Source organism: Pseudomonas sp. Irchel s3b6 (assembly GCF_900187415.1).
Lineage (GTDB): Bacteria > Pseudomonadota > Gammaproteobacteria > Pseudomonadales > Pseudomonadaceae > Aquipseudomonas.
The window spans coordinates 336,473-350,471 of record NZ_FYDM01000004.1; the positions used below are offsets into that span (position 1 = coordinate 336,473).

13 protein-coding genes are annotated in these 13,999 nt (G+C 62.0%); 9 read left to right on the plus strand and 4 right to left on the minus strand.

Annotated elements, in window-relative coordinates:
• Positions 1–8: 8 nt before the first annotated feature.
• Complete coding sequence (gene rhdA / locus CKW07_RS09910) at positions 9–833, minus strand: thiosulfate sulfurtransferase (protein WP_095144729.1); 825 nt, start codon at positions 831–833, stop codon at positions 9–11.
• Positions 834–877: 44 nt separating this feature from the next.
• Positions 878–2,416: an HDOD domain-containing protein gene (locus CKW07_RS09915; protein WP_095144730.1), complete on the minus strand. Its 1,539-nt coding sequence runs from the start codon at positions 2,414–2,416 to the stop codon at positions 878–880.
• Positions 2,417–2,582: 166 nt separating this feature from the next.
• Here CKW07_RS09915 and motA point away from each other — a divergent pair, with 166 nt between their 5' ends.
• Together motA and motB are read left to right on the plus strand one after the other, a co-directional pair.
• Complete coding sequence (gene motA, locus CKW07_RS09920) at positions 2,583–3,434, plus strand: flagellar motor stator protein MotA (protein WP_095078132.1); 852 nt, start codon at positions 2,583–2,585, stop codon at positions 3,432–3,434.
• 3 nt (positions 3,435–3,437) lie between these two features.
• Positions 3,438–4,460, plus strand: coding sequence for a flagellar motor protein MotB (motB, locus tag CKW07_RS09925; RefSeq protein WP_095144731.1), 1,023 nt, complete (start codon positions 3,438–3,440; stop codon positions 4,458–4,460).
• 209 nt (positions 4,461–4,669) lie between these two features.
• Here motB and rsgA read toward each other — a convergent pair whose 3' ends face one another.
• Positions 4,670–5,701 carry a small ribosomal subunit biogenesis GTPase RsgA gene (gene rsgA / locus CKW07_RS09930; protein ID WP_095144732.1) on the minus strand — a complete coding sequence of 344 codons (1,032 nt, stop codon included), beginning with the start codon at positions 5,699–5,701 and terminating at the stop codon, positions 4,670–4,672.
• A gap of 107 nt (positions 5,702–5,808) precedes the next feature.
• On the opposite strand from rsgA, the gene orn reads away from it, so the two are divergent.
• Both orn and CKW07_RS09940 read left to right on the plus strand, forming a co-directional pair.
• Complete coding sequence (gene orn / locus CKW07_RS09935) at positions 5,809–6,351, plus strand: oligoribonuclease (RefSeq protein WP_095144733.1); 543 nt, start codon at positions 5,809–5,811, stop codon at positions 6,349–6,351.
• A gap of 253 nt (positions 6,352–6,604) precedes the next feature.
• The gene (locus CKW07_RS09940; RefSeq protein ID WP_095144734.1) at positions 6,605–7,216 is read left to right on the plus strand and encodes a trimeric intracellular cation channel family protein; all 612 of its coding nucleotides are present in this window, start codon (positions 6,605–6,607) and stop codon (positions 7,214–7,216) included.
• Here the strand turns inward: CKW07_RS09940 and queG are convergent.
• Positions 7,213–8,277, minus strand: coding sequence for a tRNA epoxyqueuosine(34) reductase QueG (gene queG, locus CKW07_RS09945; protein ID WP_095144735.1), 1,065 nt, complete (start codon positions 8,275–8,277; stop codon positions 7,213–7,215). The genes CKW07_RS09940 and queG overlap by 4 nt on opposite strands.
• A 63-nt stretch (positions 8,278–8,340) precedes the next feature.
• On the opposite strand from queG, the gene CKW07_RS09950 reads away from it, so the two are divergent.
• From CKW07_RS09950 to miaA, 5 genes are read left to right on the plus strand one after another with little or no spacing between them, the layout of a single operon-like run.
• Positions 8,341–9,201: an NAD(P)H-hydrate dehydratase gene (locus CKW07_RS09950; protein WP_095144736.1), complete on the plus strand. Its 861-nt coding sequence runs from the start codon at positions 8,341–8,343 to the stop codon at positions 9,199–9,201.
• Positions 9,189–9,659 carry a tRNA (adenosine(37)-N6)-threonylcarbamoyltransferase complex ATPase subunit type 1 TsaE gene (gene tsaE / locus CKW07_RS09955; RefSeq protein WP_095078141.1) on the plus strand — a complete coding sequence of 157 codons (471 nt, stop codon included), beginning with the start codon at positions 9,189–9,191 and terminating at the stop codon, positions 9,657–9,659. Before CKW07_RS09950 ends, tsaE begins: the two co-directional genes overlap by 13 nt.
• 3 nt (positions 9,660–9,662) lie before the next feature.
• Positions 9,663–11,096, plus strand: a complete 1,434-nt coding sequence (locus CKW07_RS09960; protein ID WP_218192032.1) for an N-acetylmuramoyl-L-alanine amidase — start codon at positions 9,663–9,665, stop codon at positions 11,094–11,096.
• A complete protein-coding gene (mutL, locus tag CKW07_RS09965; protein WP_095144738.1) occupies positions 11,093–13,006 on the plus strand; it encodes a DNA mismatch repair endonuclease MutL in 1,914 nt (637 codons plus the stop codon). Before CKW07_RS09960 ends, mutL begins: the two co-directional genes overlap by 4 nt.
• Positions 13,006–13,977 carry a tRNA (adenosine(37)-N6)-dimethylallyltransferase MiaA gene (miaA, locus tag CKW07_RS09970; protein ID WP_095144739.1) on the plus strand — a complete coding sequence of 324 codons (972 nt, stop codon included), beginning with the start codon at positions 13,006–13,008 and terminating at the stop codon, positions 13,975–13,977. The genes mutL and miaA overlap by 1 nt, the downstream gene beginning before the upstream one ends.
• The last annotated feature ends 22 nt before the right edge of the window (positions 13,978–13,999 follow it).

Sequence of the window (13,999 nt, forward strand, 5' to 3'; positions counted from 1 at the left end):
GACTGTCCTTAAGAACCTTGAATCTCAACAGGCGTGTCGGGGTGGTTGCCCCATTCGCCCCATGAACCGGCGTAGCCCTTGACCCGCGGATAACCGAGCGCCTTGGCCACCAGATAGGTAAAGCCAGAGCGGTGGTGGGTCTGGCAGTGGGTGATCACTTCTTTGTCTTTGCTGATCCCGAGCTGTTCGAGGATTTGCGGCATGTCGGTACGAATGCGCAGGTTGCGCGCCTGATCCATGCCGGCAGTCCATTCGAAGTTGATCGCGCCGGGAATGTGCCCGCCCTTGGCCGCCAGCACTTTCTCGCCAGAGTACTCCAGGGGGCCACGGGCATCCCAGATGGCCAAGTCGGCGGCGCCGAGACGGCTTTGCAGGTACTCACGGGTCGCCGTGGGCTCGTCATGCAAGGTCAGTGGAACCGGGCCACCCACAGGTGGCGGGATCTGGATCGACATGGGCAGACCTTCCGCCAGCCAGGCCGTCAGGCCGCCGTCGACATAGTGGTACTTGCCGTGGCCGATGACATCCAGCAGCCAGATGAAGCGTCCGGCCCAACCGCCGCCTTCATCGTCATACACCACGTAGACCGCATCGGGGTTGTGTCCCAGCTCACCAAACAGCGTTTCGAGTGCTGCCTGCGGGGGCATCAGCCCCGGGGCGGGGGCCTGGCCGAGTTGCGTGCGTTTCGGATCGACAAAGCGCGCGCCGGGAATGTGCCCTTCGGCGTAGCGGGCGGGACTGGTCAAGTCCACCAGAATCAGTTCGCGGGCGTCGAGGCGAGGGAGCAAGTCGCTCGGCTCGATCACCAGCGGCAAGCCAGAGAAGTCAGACATGTGAGGTCTCCAGAGCACAAAAGGGGAGGATTGTAGCGCAACGGCTATTGGCCGCGGTTGCTAAAGCTGTGCAGGGCCTTTTCGATGCACTGCACGGTTTTGCCGAACGCTTGCAGGCTGATGTCCGAAAAGGGCCCTCCGCCCTGATCCGCGACCACCAGCATGATGACCCGGCCATGGTTGGCCAGCGAGCGCAGCAGCAGGTGTTCGCCGCCGAACAACGTGCGCAGGCTGCCCGGCAGCAGGGCCGAGAACTGGGCATGGTTGGCGGGTGTCAGGCGCAATTGTGCCGGCTGGGCCAGCAGTTTTTGCAGGACACTGCTCTGGCTGACTTGCAGGGTCAGGGTCGCGGTTTCCTTGGGCAGGCCAACCATCTGGTGGACGCGCAGACTGGTCTGGCTGCGATCCACCATCAATAGCACGACCCGACGCATGCCACAGGCCGCCAGTGCATCGCGGGCGCAGGTGGTCAGGTGCAAGGCGTTGGTGAAACGGCTGGGTTCATGGAGCAGTTCGGCACATTGCCGGCGCCATTTCACCAGGTCTTCGGCAGACGGCGCGTCAGCTGCACGCAGCCCGCGGTGCAGGCGGCGATCGCCCCAGGGCCAGAGCAGGGCCTCGGCGGGGTGCCAGAGATCTGGCATGGCATGGTGACGGGCACTTTGCGCGGCCTGTTGGTGCAGTTGCTGTTGCAACTCATCCATCGGCATCTGCAGGTAGAGGCTGGTCAGGAACTGCCAGCGCAAGCTGTGGGGACCGTCCCAGGTATGTTGGGCCGACAGCGCCAGGCCGTTGGCCAGTAGCACTGTATTGGCAGGTTGGTTGAGCCAGCGGCGCAGGGTCGGATCGTCGTCCAGGCGATTCTGCTGGCGCAACGGATGGTCCGCGTCACGGGCGATGTGCAGCACCTTCGCCAGTTCCCGTTGTTCGCTCAGCAACAGGCGATAGCCTTGCGCAACCCAGACAGGCAGGCGCCAGACATCTACCAGTGCCTGGCAGAGTTCGAGCAGGCGTACCCCGAACAGTTCTTTCTCGACCTTATGGGCTGGCTCCCCCTTGTGGATAACCCTCAGCTCCCAGTCTTCCAGCAGTTGTGGATAACTGAGCGCCAAAGGCCACAAAGGGGACAGGAACAATAAACTGCCCCAGTGAATGTCCTGCCACAGCCGTGCCAGGCGACTGGCAAAAAAACCGTTGGCCTGCTGGGTGGCGTGCTGGCTGATCAGTTGCAGCTGCCGCAGGGCTGGCGGGATTTGGTTGCCGGGCACTGCAGGCAGGCGGGCGAGCAGTTCTTCCGTGCGTTTGAGGCCCAGGCGAGTGATCGCCACCTCAAGGTTTTCGCAGGGCTCGGTCAGGCTGCCGTGGGTGTGGCGGTTGGCCTCGCGAATGACGCTCAAAGCCAGGGCCGGGCTGTCTTGCATCAGCTCGGCGATGTCGCGCAACGAGCTGCGGTTGTTGCCGATGGCGGTGCAAACGCGATCGTGACTGGCTTGCGGCACGGGCAAGGTCACGCTATCGAGCAGCTTGACCCAGCCTTGGAGTGTGGTCGGTTTCGCAGTTGGAACGTTCGTTTCGTTAGCCATGGTTGGGCGCGATCATCATTGACTTCAAACACGCCCGGAATGGGCCAAATTGGCTTTTCGCCATAACGGGCTACAGTCTGGCGCAGTTTTGCCGATAAGTAGAAGAAGAGATTTTTTACCTTCCGAATATGACCTTGAACCCGACTTAAGTAAGTACCTTCTATCTATGGCTAAAATTATCGGCATCATCGTCGTATTCGCGAGCGTGCTCGGCGGATACGTGCTTTCCCACGGCAAGATTGCCGCCCTGATCCAGCCCTTCGAGGTGATGATCATCGGTGGTGCGGCCTTGGGGGCATTCCTGCAGGCCAACCCCGGCTACATGACCATGCACGTGTTCAAGAAGTCCTTGAGCATGTTCAGCACGCGCTTTACGCACGCCTTCTACCTGGAGGTGCTGGGCCTGATCTACGAGATCCTCAACAAGAGCCGCCGTGAAGGCATGATGGCGATCGAGGGCGATATCGAAGATGCCGCGGCCAGTCCGATTTTTGCCAAGTACCCGACGGTGCTCAAGGACGAGCGCATGACCGCGTTCATCTGCGATTATTTGCGCATCATGTCCTCCGGCAACATGGCTCCCCATGAGCTTGAAGGCCTGTTCGACATGGAGTTGTACAACCTCAAGGAAAGCCTGGAACATCCCTCCCATGCGGTCAACGGTATCGCTGACGCCATGCCCGGATTCGGTATTGTCGCGGCGGTCCTGGGGATTGTGGTGACCATGGCCTCCCTGGGCGAGGGCGACCAGAAGTCCATCGGTCTGCACGTGGGTGCGGCGCTGGTGGGGACCTTCTTCGGTATTCTCGCGGCCTACGGTTTCTTCGGTCCACTGGCCCATTCCCTGGCCCATGACGCCAAGGAAGAACTGAACGTCTACGAAGCCATCAAGGCCTCGCTGGTGGCTTCGGCTTCCGGCATGCCGCCATCGCTGGCGGTGGAGTTTGGGCGCAAGGTGCTGTACCCGTCGCACCGTCCGAGCTTCGCCGAGCTGGAACAAGCGGTTCGCGGTCGCTAAGTTATGGAAAATAATCAGCCGATAATCATCAAGCGCGTCAAGCGCATTGCTGGCGGGCATCACGGGGGCGCCTGGAAAATCGCCTTCGCTGACTTCGCGACGGCGATGATGGCGTTCTTCCTGGTGCTGTGGCTGTTATCCACGGCCACGCCCGAGCAGAAGATCGCCATTGCCGGTTACTTCAAGGACCCGATCGGCTTCTCGGAAAGCGGCACGCCTTACATTATCGATCTGGGGGGCTCGCCGGAGCTGGCACCGGACAAGACCCTCAGCCCGGAGGTCAAGTCCCAGCCGCAGCCGGACAAGGTGACCATCGATACCGAGCAGGTTGAAGGCATGGCCGAGCAGGTCGAGCACGAGCGGCTCGAGTTGTTGCTGCAAGAGTTGCAGAACAAGGTCGAAGAGAACCCGCAACTGCAGAAGTTCAAGGACCAGATCCTGTTTGAAATCACCCCGGACGGTTTGCGGATCCAGATCATCGATTCGGAAAACCGGCCGATGTTCGACTCCGGCAGTGCGCGCCTGAAGCCGTACTTCGAAGACATTCTGCTGGCCATGGCTGACACCATCAAAGCGGTGCCGAACAAGATCAGCATCAGTGGCCATACCGATGCCAAGCCATATGCGGGCGCCGGTGATTTCGGCAACTGGGAGCTGTCGGCCAACCGTGCCAACGCTGCACGCCGTGCCTTGGTGGCCGGTAGCTATCCCGAGCAGCAAGTGGCGCGAGTGGTGGGGTATGCCTCCTCGGCTCTGTTTGACCGCAAGAACCCGTTCAACCCGGTCAACCGGCGTATCGACATCGTGGTGCTGACCAAGAAGGCCCAGCGCGCCATCGAAGGTGAGCAAGGCGCCGAGCCTGCGCCGACTTCTGGACAGGGCGCACCAGGGGAAGTACCTGCCACGCCGGTCGACCCAAACGCGTTGCCGGCGGACAAGCAACCGCTGCCGGCCCATGAGTTGCGGGAGCGTTTGAACCTGTTTGACGACCCGCTGCCGAAGCCAACTGAAGCCCCCAAGCAGTGATCAATGAAAAAGCCGACAGCGATGTCGGCTTTTTCATGGGCGGCGTTTGCCTTAAAAACCGCGCCGGATCCGGACCTGCGTTCGGTAAGACAGCAGTTCGCGTTGGTTTTCTTGTAAGGGGGGTGTTGAGTTAATACGCCTGGCTCTGGGTGCAAGGCGGGCAGAGCAGTCCGCGCCCTTGCCGGGTGGCAGGGGCGTGGACGGTCTGTTTAATAGCTGGTTTCGGGCAGGCTGGCGATGATCGAGCGGTAGCTGTTCATGCGCTGCTGCTGCACGCGGCCGTCTTCCAGTGCCTTGAGCAGGGCGCAACCCGGTTCACGGTCGTGCTTGCAGTCGCGGAAGCGGCAGGTGCCGATCAAGTCGTTGAACTCGATGAAACCGGCTTCGACGTCGGCACGGCTGACGTGGCCCAAGCCAAACTCACGGATGCCCGGGGAGTCGATCAGCTCACCGCCACCGGGGAAGTGGAACAACCGTGCGGTGGTGGTGGTGTGAGTGCCCTGGCCGGACAGTTCGGACAGCGGGCCGACACGGGTATCGACTTCCGGCAGCAGGCTGTTGACCAGCGACGACTTGCCGACACCAGACTGGCCGACGAAAACGCTGATGCGCCCGTCCAGCTGCTTCTGCAGGGTTTCCATACCATTGCCATGGTGCGCCGAGACTTCCAGCACGGGGTAGCCCAGTGTGCGATAGACCGCCAGCAGCGCATTGAGCGCCGGGGCGTTCTGCTCGTCGATCAGGTCGAACTTGTTGAGCAACAGCAATGGGCGAATGCCGGCGTGTTCGGCGGCCACCAGGTAGCGGTCAATCAGGTTTGCGTGCGGCTCGGGCAGTGGCGCGAAGACGATCACGATCATGTCGACGTTGGCCGCTACCGGCTTCAGTTGGCCACGGCTGTCCGGGCGACACAGTTCGGTGTTGCGCGGCAGTTGCGCGACGATCACCCCAATGCCCTGGTTGCCGGCACGCCAGACCACCTGGTCGCCGGTCACCAGCGCAGGCAGGTTGGCGCGCAAGTGGCAGCGGAACACCTGGCCGGCCAGTTCGCCCTCGCAGGCCTCGACCTCGACCTGTACGCCGAAGTGGGCGATTACCAGGCCCGTCTGCTCAGGGCCCAGGTCACCACCTTCCAGCGCTTGTACGGCGGAGGATTCGCGTTTGGCGGCGCGGGCAGCGCGCTCGCCTTGAATCTTTTCGATGCGCCAGTTTTGACGACGATTGAGTTGGCGTTTGGCCATGGGTGTTCCGTGTTGATAATGCAGCGATTAGGTAAAACGGCCGCGAGTTTAGCACGCCCGCGTACGTGCCTAGGCTAAACTGCGCAATACTGCTTAGGAGCCGACACATGCAAAACCCACAGAATCTGATCTGGATCGACCTGGAGATGACCGGTCTGAACCCGGACACCGATGTCATCATCGAAATGGCCACCATTGTCACTGATAGCAATCTCAATACCCTGGCCGAAGGCCCGGTGATTGCCATTCACCACAGCGACGAGATCCTGGCCGGCATGGACGAATGGAACACCCGTCAACACGGCGGTTCCGGCCTGACCCAGCGGGTGCGCGACAGCCGTATCAGCATGGCCGAAGCCGAAGCCCAGACCCTGGCGTTCCTGGAACTATGGGTACCCAAGGGCAAGTCGCCGATCTGCGGCAACAGCATTTGCCAGGACCGTCGCTTCCTCTATACCCACATGAAGTCCCTGGAAAGCTACTTCCACTACCGCAACCTGGACGTCTCGACCCTCAAGGAACTGGCCGCACGCTGGGCGCCAGAGGTACGTGACAGCTTCAAGAAGGGTAGCACCCACCTGGCGCTGGACGACATCCGCGAGTCGATCGCCGAGTTGCAGCATTACCGCCAGCACTTCATCAAGGCTTGATGCGGCGTAAAGGGGTATCTGTGGGCGGAGGAGCTTTTTGTGGCGAGGGAGCTTGCTCCCGCCGGCCGGTCCGCGTTCGGGCGTAGCAGCCGTAAACCCGGCTGCTATGGTCTATCAGGCAATCGGGGTTGGGTGCGCTTCGCACTCCAGCGCGAGCTTGCGCCATCGCCACAGTTTTGCATTCGCCCTTCGCCCTCTTTTGGTACCTCGACGATCTGAGTAGACTGCGCGCCTTCTTGCAAGGACCGCCGCCATGTTGCTGATGCTCTACCTGATTGCCATTACTGCTGAAGCCATGACCGGCGCGTTGTCTGCCGGTCGTCGTGGCATGGACTGGTTTGGTGTGGTGTTGATCGCCTGTGTCACGGCGCTGGGTGGCGGGTCGGTGCGTGATGTGCTGCTCGGGCATTACCCGCTGACATGGGTCAAGCACCCGGAATATCTGGTGCTGACGTCAGTCGCGGCGATGTTCACAGTGTTCGCGGCACGCTGGATGCGTCATCTGCGTTCAATGTTCCTGGTGCTCGATGCGGTGGGGCTGGTGGCCTTTACCCTGATCGGTTGCATGACAGCGCTGGAAATGGGCCACGGTATGTTGGTGGCATCCGTCAGCGGCGTTATCACCGGGGTGTTCGGCGGCATCCTGCGCGATATCTTCTGCAACGACATTCCGCTGATCTTCCGCCGCGAGCTCTACGCCAGCGTCTCGTTCGCGGCCGCCTGGTGCTACATGTTTTGCCTGTACCTGCAATTACCTGGGGAGCAGGCGATCCTGATCACCTTGTTCGGCGGTGTCCTGCTGCGACTGTTGGCGATCCGCTTTCATTGGGAAATGCCCAAGTTCGTCTATAACGACGAGCATTAACGACTGGCATGTTGCCTGAGTGCCCAGGCCACGTGTTCGCGAACCAGCTCTGACGGATGCTCGGCCCGCGCTTTCAAGGCTTCCAGCACCACAATGCTCGATGGCGCGTTGCCCAGGCCCACCGCCAGGTTGCGCAGCCAGCGTTCATAACCGGCGCGACGCAGGGGGGAGCCTTCGGTGCTGCTCAGGAACTTGTCTTCGTCCCACATGAACAGTTCGGCCAGTTCGGCATTGTCCAGGTTGTGGCGGGGTTTGAAGTCGCTCTCGCCGGAGGGGCGAGCGAAGCGGTTCCACGGGCAGACGATCTGGCAATCATCACAGCCGAACACCCGATTGCCGATCAACGGTCGCAGGTCCTCGGGGATGGAACCTTTGAATTCGATGGTCAGGTAGGAAATGCAGCGCCGGGCATCCAGTACATAGGGGCCGACGAACGCGTTGGTAGGGCAGATGTCCAGGCACGCCGTGCAGCGCCCGCAATGTTCGGTGCTGTGGGGCGGGTCCACGGGCAAGGGCAGGTCGACGAACAGTTCGCTCAGAAAAAAGTAACTGCCGGCCTTGCGGTTCAGCACCAGGGTATTTTTGCCGATCCAGCCAAGGCCTGCCTGCTCGGCGATGGCTTTTTCCAGGACCGGGGCGCTGTCGACGAACGCACGGTAGCCGAACGGACCGATGACTTGCTGAATCTTCTCCGCCAGTTGCTGCACGCGCTTGCGGATCAGCTTGTGGTAGTCGCGGCCCAGGGCGTAGCGCGAGATGTAGGCTTTTTCCGGTTGGGCCAGCATCTGGGCCATCCGGGTGTCACCCGGCAGGTAGTCCATGCGCAGCGACACCACGCGCAAGGTGCCGGGCACCAGTTCGTCGGGGTGTGAGCGCTTGCTGCCGTGGGCGCCCATGTAGTCCATTTCACCGTGGTAGCCCGCTTCGAGCCAGCGCGCCAGGTGCTGCTCATGCTCAGCCAGGTCCAGGCCGCTAATGCCGACTTGTTGAAAGCCCAGCTCGCGGCCCCAGTCCTTGATCGATTGGGCGAGAGCGGGCAGGTCTGTGGTAATTGCAGGCATGAGACAAGAGAAACCGGAGCTGAGGTGCGTATAATTCTGCCAGACATCGGAGCCCGAAGACGCATGCCGCAGACAAAACACGATTTACCCGACGTTCAGTCACTGGATCCAGCCTGTTTAACGACGCTCTTGGCACGTTCGCCGAGCGCCCATAAAGGCCGGTTCGGTCACGTGCTATTGATTGGCGGTGACCGGGGGTTGGGCGGTGCGATCCTGCTCAGCGCCCAAAGCGCCTTGCGCAGCGGTGCCGGGCTGGTCTCGGTCGCCACCCGCAGCGAACATGTGCCGGCGGCGTTGGCTCGCTTGCCCGAGGTCATGGCCGTGGGGGCTTCATCGGCCAACCAGTTGATGGGGCTGTTGGGCCAGGCTTCGGTGCTGGTGGTTGGTCCGGGGCTGGGGCAGAACGCCTGGGGTCGCAGTTTGCTGTCGGCGGCGGCCAATTCGCCGTTGCCCCAAGTCTGGGATGCCGACGCACTGAACCTGTTGGCGCTGGGGGGCGTGAGCCTGCCCAAGGATTGCGTGATCACTCCGCATCCAGGGGAAGCTGCGCGTCTTTTGGGGATTTCGACAGCTGAGGTTCAGGCGGATCGCCTTACCGTGGCGCGCGCGCTGAGCACGCAATTCAAGGCAGTCGTGGTTTTGAAAGGCGTGGGCAGTCTGATCGCCAGTCCCGATGGTCGAGTGTTTCGCTGTGATCGCGGGCATCCGGCCATGGCCAGTGCCGGCTTGGGTGATGTATTGGCTGGCGTGGTGGGTGCATTGCTGGCCCAGGGAATGGACGCCTTCGAAGCGGCCGCGCTGGCCGTCTGGCTGCATGCCGTCGCGGGTGAGGAACAAGGCAAAATGGGCCGGGGGCTGGCGGCCAGTGATTTAATTCCCACCATTCGTCAGTTGCTGGAGGAGCAAGCACCGTGTCTGAAGTAACCCTGTACCTGGCCAATGAAGACGCGATGGTCGCGCTGGGCACCCGTCTCGCTGAAGTGACCCGAGGGCACGGCATCCTTTTTCTGGAGGGGGACCTGGGGGCAGGTAAAACCACCTTGTCGCGGGGCATTATCCGGGGGTTGGGGCATGCTGGCTCGGTGAAAAGCCCGACGTTCACCCTGGTTGAGCCTTATGAGATTGGCGATGTTCGCGCCTTCCACTTCGACCTGTATCGATTGGTCGACCCTGAAGAGCTGGAGTACCTGGGCATCCGCGACTACCTCGAAGACGATGCGCTGTGCCTGATCGAATGGCCCTGCAAGGGTGCAGGCTTTTTGCCAAAGCCTGACCTGACCATTACCATTAGCCCGCATGGCAGCGGACGTTCGCTGAGATTATTGCCCCAAGGCGCGCGTGGCGAGTCGTGGTGTGCCGCTTTGGCATTGGAATTCAAATAGATGATGGGGTTAGGTATGCGCTTTCGCGCGTTGGTTGCTGTCGTAGGAATGCTGCTTACGGCACTGGCCGTCGACGCCGTGGCTGCGACAAAGGTGAACAGCGTTCGCCTGTGGCGGGCGCCGGACAACACGCGACTGGTGTTCGACCTGTCTGGCACGGTTCAGCACAGCGTCTTTACCCTGACGGCCCCTGATCGCCTGGTGATCGACATCAATGGCGCAACGCTGGGTGCGCCGCTGAACGTCGCCACCGCCAATACGCCGATCACCGCCATGCGTTCGGCGCAGCGCACGCCGACCGACCTGCGGGTGGTCATCGACCTGAAAAAGGCCGTGACCCCGAAGAGCTTCGTGCTCCCGCCGAACGCGCAGTACGGCAACCGACTGGTGGTCGATCTCTTCGATAACCCGTCCGATGCCGCGCCTGCGCCAGTGTCGACGCCTGCCCCGCGCGTTGCCACTGCCCCTGCGGTGCCGGTGACTCCGACTGAGCCGGCGATCAAGCTGCCGCCGGCCCCGGCGGGCAAACGCGACATTATCGTGGTCATCGATGCCGGTCACGGCGGCGAAGACCCGGGGGCCTCCGGGTCCCGTGGCCAGCGCGAGAAAGACGTGGTGCTGGCGATCGCGCGCGAGTTGCAGCGCCAGGTCAACGGCATGAAAGGCTTCCGTGCCGAACTGACCCGGACCGGTGACTACTTCATCCCGCTGCGCGGCCGGACTGAGATCGCCCGCAAGAAGGGCGCCGACTTGTTTGTCTCCATTCACGCCGATGCCGCGCCTTCGAAGGCGGCCTTTGGTGCCTCGGTGTTTGCACTGTCCGATCGTGGCGCTACCTCCGAGACCGCGCGGTGGCTGGCCGACAGCGAAAACCGTTCCGATCTGATCGGTGGTGCCGGCAACGTCAGCCTCGATGACAAGGACCGCATGCTCGCCGGTGTATTGCTCGATCTGTCGATGACCGCTTCGCTGACCTCCAGCCTGAACGTCGGGCAAAAGGTCCTGAGCAATATTGGCCGGGTCACGCCGTTGCACAAGCAGCGCGTCGAGCAAGCCGGGTTCATGGTGCTGAAATCGCCGGACATTCCATCGATCCTGGTGGAAACCGGGTTCATCTCCAACGCCAACGAGGCCTCGAAACTGGCTGCGGCGAGCCACCAGCAAGCGCTGGCGCGCTCCATCAGCAGCGGCGTGCGGCAGTTCTTCCAGCAAAACCCGCCACCGGGCACCTACATTGCCTGGCTGCGTGATTCCGGCAAGATCGCCCAAGGGCCTCGCGATCATACCGTGCGCCCGGGTGAAACCCTGGCCATGATTTCGGTGCGCTACCAGGTATCGGCAGCGTCGCTGCGCAGTGCCAACGGGCTGAAGACCGATGAGCTGAAAATCGGCCAGCACCTGAATATTCCGGGTACCGACCTGGCGGCCAAGGAATGAACGACATCGTGAACAACTCGGCGCGTATCGAGCTGCTCAGCCCGCGCCTGGCGAACCAGATTGCCGCCGGTGAAGTGGTTGAGCGCCCGGCGTCGGTGATCAAGGAGTTGCTGGAAAACAGCCTCGACTCCGGCGCCCGGCGCATCGACGTCGATGTCGAGCAGGGCGGCGTCAAGTTGCTCCGGGTTCGCGACGATGGCAGTGGCATCCCGGCCGATGACTTGCCCCTGGCCCTGGCCCGTCACGCCACCAGCAAGATCCGCAACCTGGAAGACCTCGAGCAGGTCATGAGCCTGGGGTTTCGTGGTGAGGCCCTGGCTTCCATCAGTTCCGTGGCGCGCCTGACCCTGACTTCCCGCACCCGTGACGCCGATCAGGCCTGGCAGGTTGAAACCGAAGGCCGCGACATGGCGCCCCGGGTACAGCCGGCGGCGCACCCGGTGGGTACGTCGGTGGAAGTGCGCGACCTGTTTTTCAATACCCCGGCGCGCCGCAAGTTTCTCAAGACCGAAAAAACCGAATTCGATCACCTGCAAGAAGTGATCAAGCGCCTGGCGTTGGCGCGTTTTGATGTGGCCTTTCACCTGCGCCACAACGGCAAGACCATTCTCAGCCTGCACGAAGCCCATGATGACGCAGCGCGTGCACGACGTGTGGCAGCGATCTGCGGCTCAGGTTTCCTTGAGCAGGCGTTGCCAATCGAAATCGAGCGTAATGGCCTGCATCTGTGGGGCTGGGTCGGGCTGCCGACGTTCAACCGCAGCCAGGCAGATCTCCAGTACTTCTTCGTTAACGGTCGTGCCGTGCGCGACAAACTGGTGGCCCACGCGGTGCGCCAGGCTTATCGCGACGTGCTGTTCAACGGGCGTCACCCGACTTTTGCGCTGTTTTTTGAAGTTGACCCGGCTGCGGTCGACGTGAACGTGCACCCGACCAAGCACGAAGTGCGCTTTCGCGACGGGCGTATGGTTCACGATTTCCTCTACGGGACCTTGCACCGCGCCTTGGGTGATGTGCGCCCGGAAGACCAGTTGGCCGCGCCGGCGGCAGTGACCACCATGGTCCGCCCGACCGGTATCGAGGCGGGGGAGTTCGGCCCGCAAGGCGAAATGCGCCTGGCCGCCAATGCGCTGCTAGAGCAGCCGCAGGGCGCGCCGACGTTCAATGCGCCAGGATCGGGCGCGGGTGCCGGTTATCAGTACCAGTACTCGCCACGTGCGCAATCACCGGGTGTGCCGGTGGCTGAAGCCCAGGCCGCCTATCGCGAATTCTTTGCACCCTTGCCCGAAGCCAATGCGACGGCGCTGCCGGACGGTCAGGGTGATGTCCCACCGTTGGGCTATGCCCTGGCGCAGCTCAAGGGTATCTACATTCTGTCGGAGAACGCCCAAGGGCTGGTGCTGGTGGACATGCATGCCGCCCATGAGCGCATCATGTACGAACGCCTGAAGGTGGCGATGGCCAGCGAAGGTCTGAGCGGTCAGCCGTTGCTGGTGCCGGAATCGCTTGCCGTCAGTCAGCGTGAGGCCGACTGCGCCGAAGAGCATGGCAGCTGGTTCCAGCGCCTGGGCTTCGAGTTGCAGCGCCTGGGCCCGGAAACCCTGGCGATTCGCCAGATTCCGGCCTTGCTCAAGCAGGCCGAGGCCAATCGCCTGGTTCAGGATGTACTGGCGGACCTGATGGAATATGGCACCAGCGATCGGATTCAGGCTCATCTGAACGAATTGTTGGGCACCATGGCCTGCCATGGCGCCATTCGCGCCAATCGGCGCCTGGCTTTGCCGGAAATGAACGGCCTGCTGCGGGACATGGAAAACACCGAGCGCAGCGGTCAATGCAACCATGGCCGACCGACCTGGACCCAATTGGGCCTGGACGATCTGGACAAACTGTTCTTGCGCGGTCGTTGATGAACCAGCTTCCTCCAGCGATTTTCCTGATGGGCCCGACCGCTGCGGGCAAGACCGATCTGGCCATCGAGCTGACCAAGGTCCTGCCGTGCGAGCTGATCAGTGTCGATTCGGCGCTGGTGTATCGCGGCATGGACATCGGCACTGCCAAGCCTTCGAAAGAACTGTTGGCCGAATTTCCCCATCGCCTGATCGATATTTTGGATCCGGTGGAGGCCTATTCGGCGGCTGATTTTCGTCGAGATGCCCTGGAGGCCATGGCGGAAATCACCGCGCGCGGCAAGATCCCGCTGCTGGTCGGCGGCACCATGCTCTATTACAAGGCGCTGGTCGAAGGGTTGGCGGATATGCCGGCGGCTGATCCGCAGGTCCGCGCAGAGATCGAAGAAGAAGCGACACGCCTTGGCTGGCAAGCCCTGCATGATCAATTGGCGGTGATCGACCCGGTGTCGGCGGCGCGCATTCACCCCAATGATCCCCAGCGGCTCAGTCGGGCGCTGGAAGTTTATCGGGTCAGCGGCCAGAGCATGACCGAGCTTCGTGCGCGACAATCTGCGCAAAGTACTGAAGCAGGCGCTTCGGGTCGCCCACAATTGCCCTATACTGTTGCAAACTTGGCGATTGCCCCGGCAAATCGTCAGGTACTGCACGAGCGTATTAAACAAAGATTCACACAAATGTTGGAACAGGGATTCATTGACGAGGTCGTAGCCCTGCGTAAAAGAAGTGACCTGCACTCGGGGTTGCCGTCTATACGCGCTGTGGGCTACCGACAAGTCTGGGATTACCTGGATGGCAAGCTGACGTCAGCCGAGATGCAGGAGCGTGGGATCATTGCCACGCGCCAATTGGCGAAGCGCCAGTTCACCTGGTTGCGCAGTTGGGCTGACCTGCACTGGCTGGATAGCCTGGATTGCGACAATCTGCCACGCGCCTTGAAATACCTGGGAACGGCCTCCATATTGAGCTGAGTCCTTGCAATTGCCGTCTATC

Coding starts and splice junctions, on each gene's coding strand:
- orn (WP_095144733.1), top strand. CDS start 5,809: ATGCAAAACCCACAGAATCTGATCTGGATCGACCTGGAGATGACCGGT.
- motB (WP_095144731.1), top strand. CDS start 3,438: ATGGAAAATAATCAGCCGATAATCATCAAGCGCGTCAAGCGCATTGCT.
- CKW07_RS09940 (WP_095144734.1), top strand. CDS start 6,605: ATGTTGCTGATGCTCTACCTGATTGCCATTACTGCTGAAGCCATGACC.
- rhdA (WP_095144729.1), bottom strand. CDS start 833: ATGTCTGACTTCTCTGGCTTGCCGCTGGTGATCGAGCCGAGCGACTTG.
- CKW07_RS09950 (WP_095144736.1), top strand. CDS start 8,341: ATGCCGCAGACAAAACACGATTTACCCGACGTTCAGTCACTGGATCCA.
- rsgA (WP_095144732.1), bottom strand. CDS start 5,701: ATGGCCAAACGCCAACTCAATCGTCGTCAAAACTGGCGCATCGAAAAG.
- queG (WP_095144735.1), bottom strand. CDS start 8,277: ATGCCTGCAATTACCACAGACCTGCCCGCTCTCGCCCAATCGATCAAG.
- miaA (WP_095144739.1), top strand. CDS start 13,006: ATGAACCAGCTTCCTCCAGCGATTTTCCTGATGGGCCCGACCGCTGCG.
- mutL (WP_095144738.1), top strand. CDS start 11,093: ATGAACGACATCGTGAACAACTCGGCGCGTATCGAGCTGCTCAGCCCG.
- CKW07_RS09915 (WP_095144730.1), bottom strand. CDS start 2,416: ATGGCTAACGAAACGAACGTTCCAACTGCGAAACCGACCACACTCCAA.
- motA (WP_095078132.1), top strand. CDS start 2,583: ATGGCTAAAATTATCGGCATCATCGTCGTATTCGCGAGCGTGCTCGGC.
- CKW07_RS09960 (WP_218192032.1), top strand. CDS start 9,663: ATGGGGTTAGGTATGCGCTTTCGCGCGTTGGTTGCTGTCGTAGGAATG.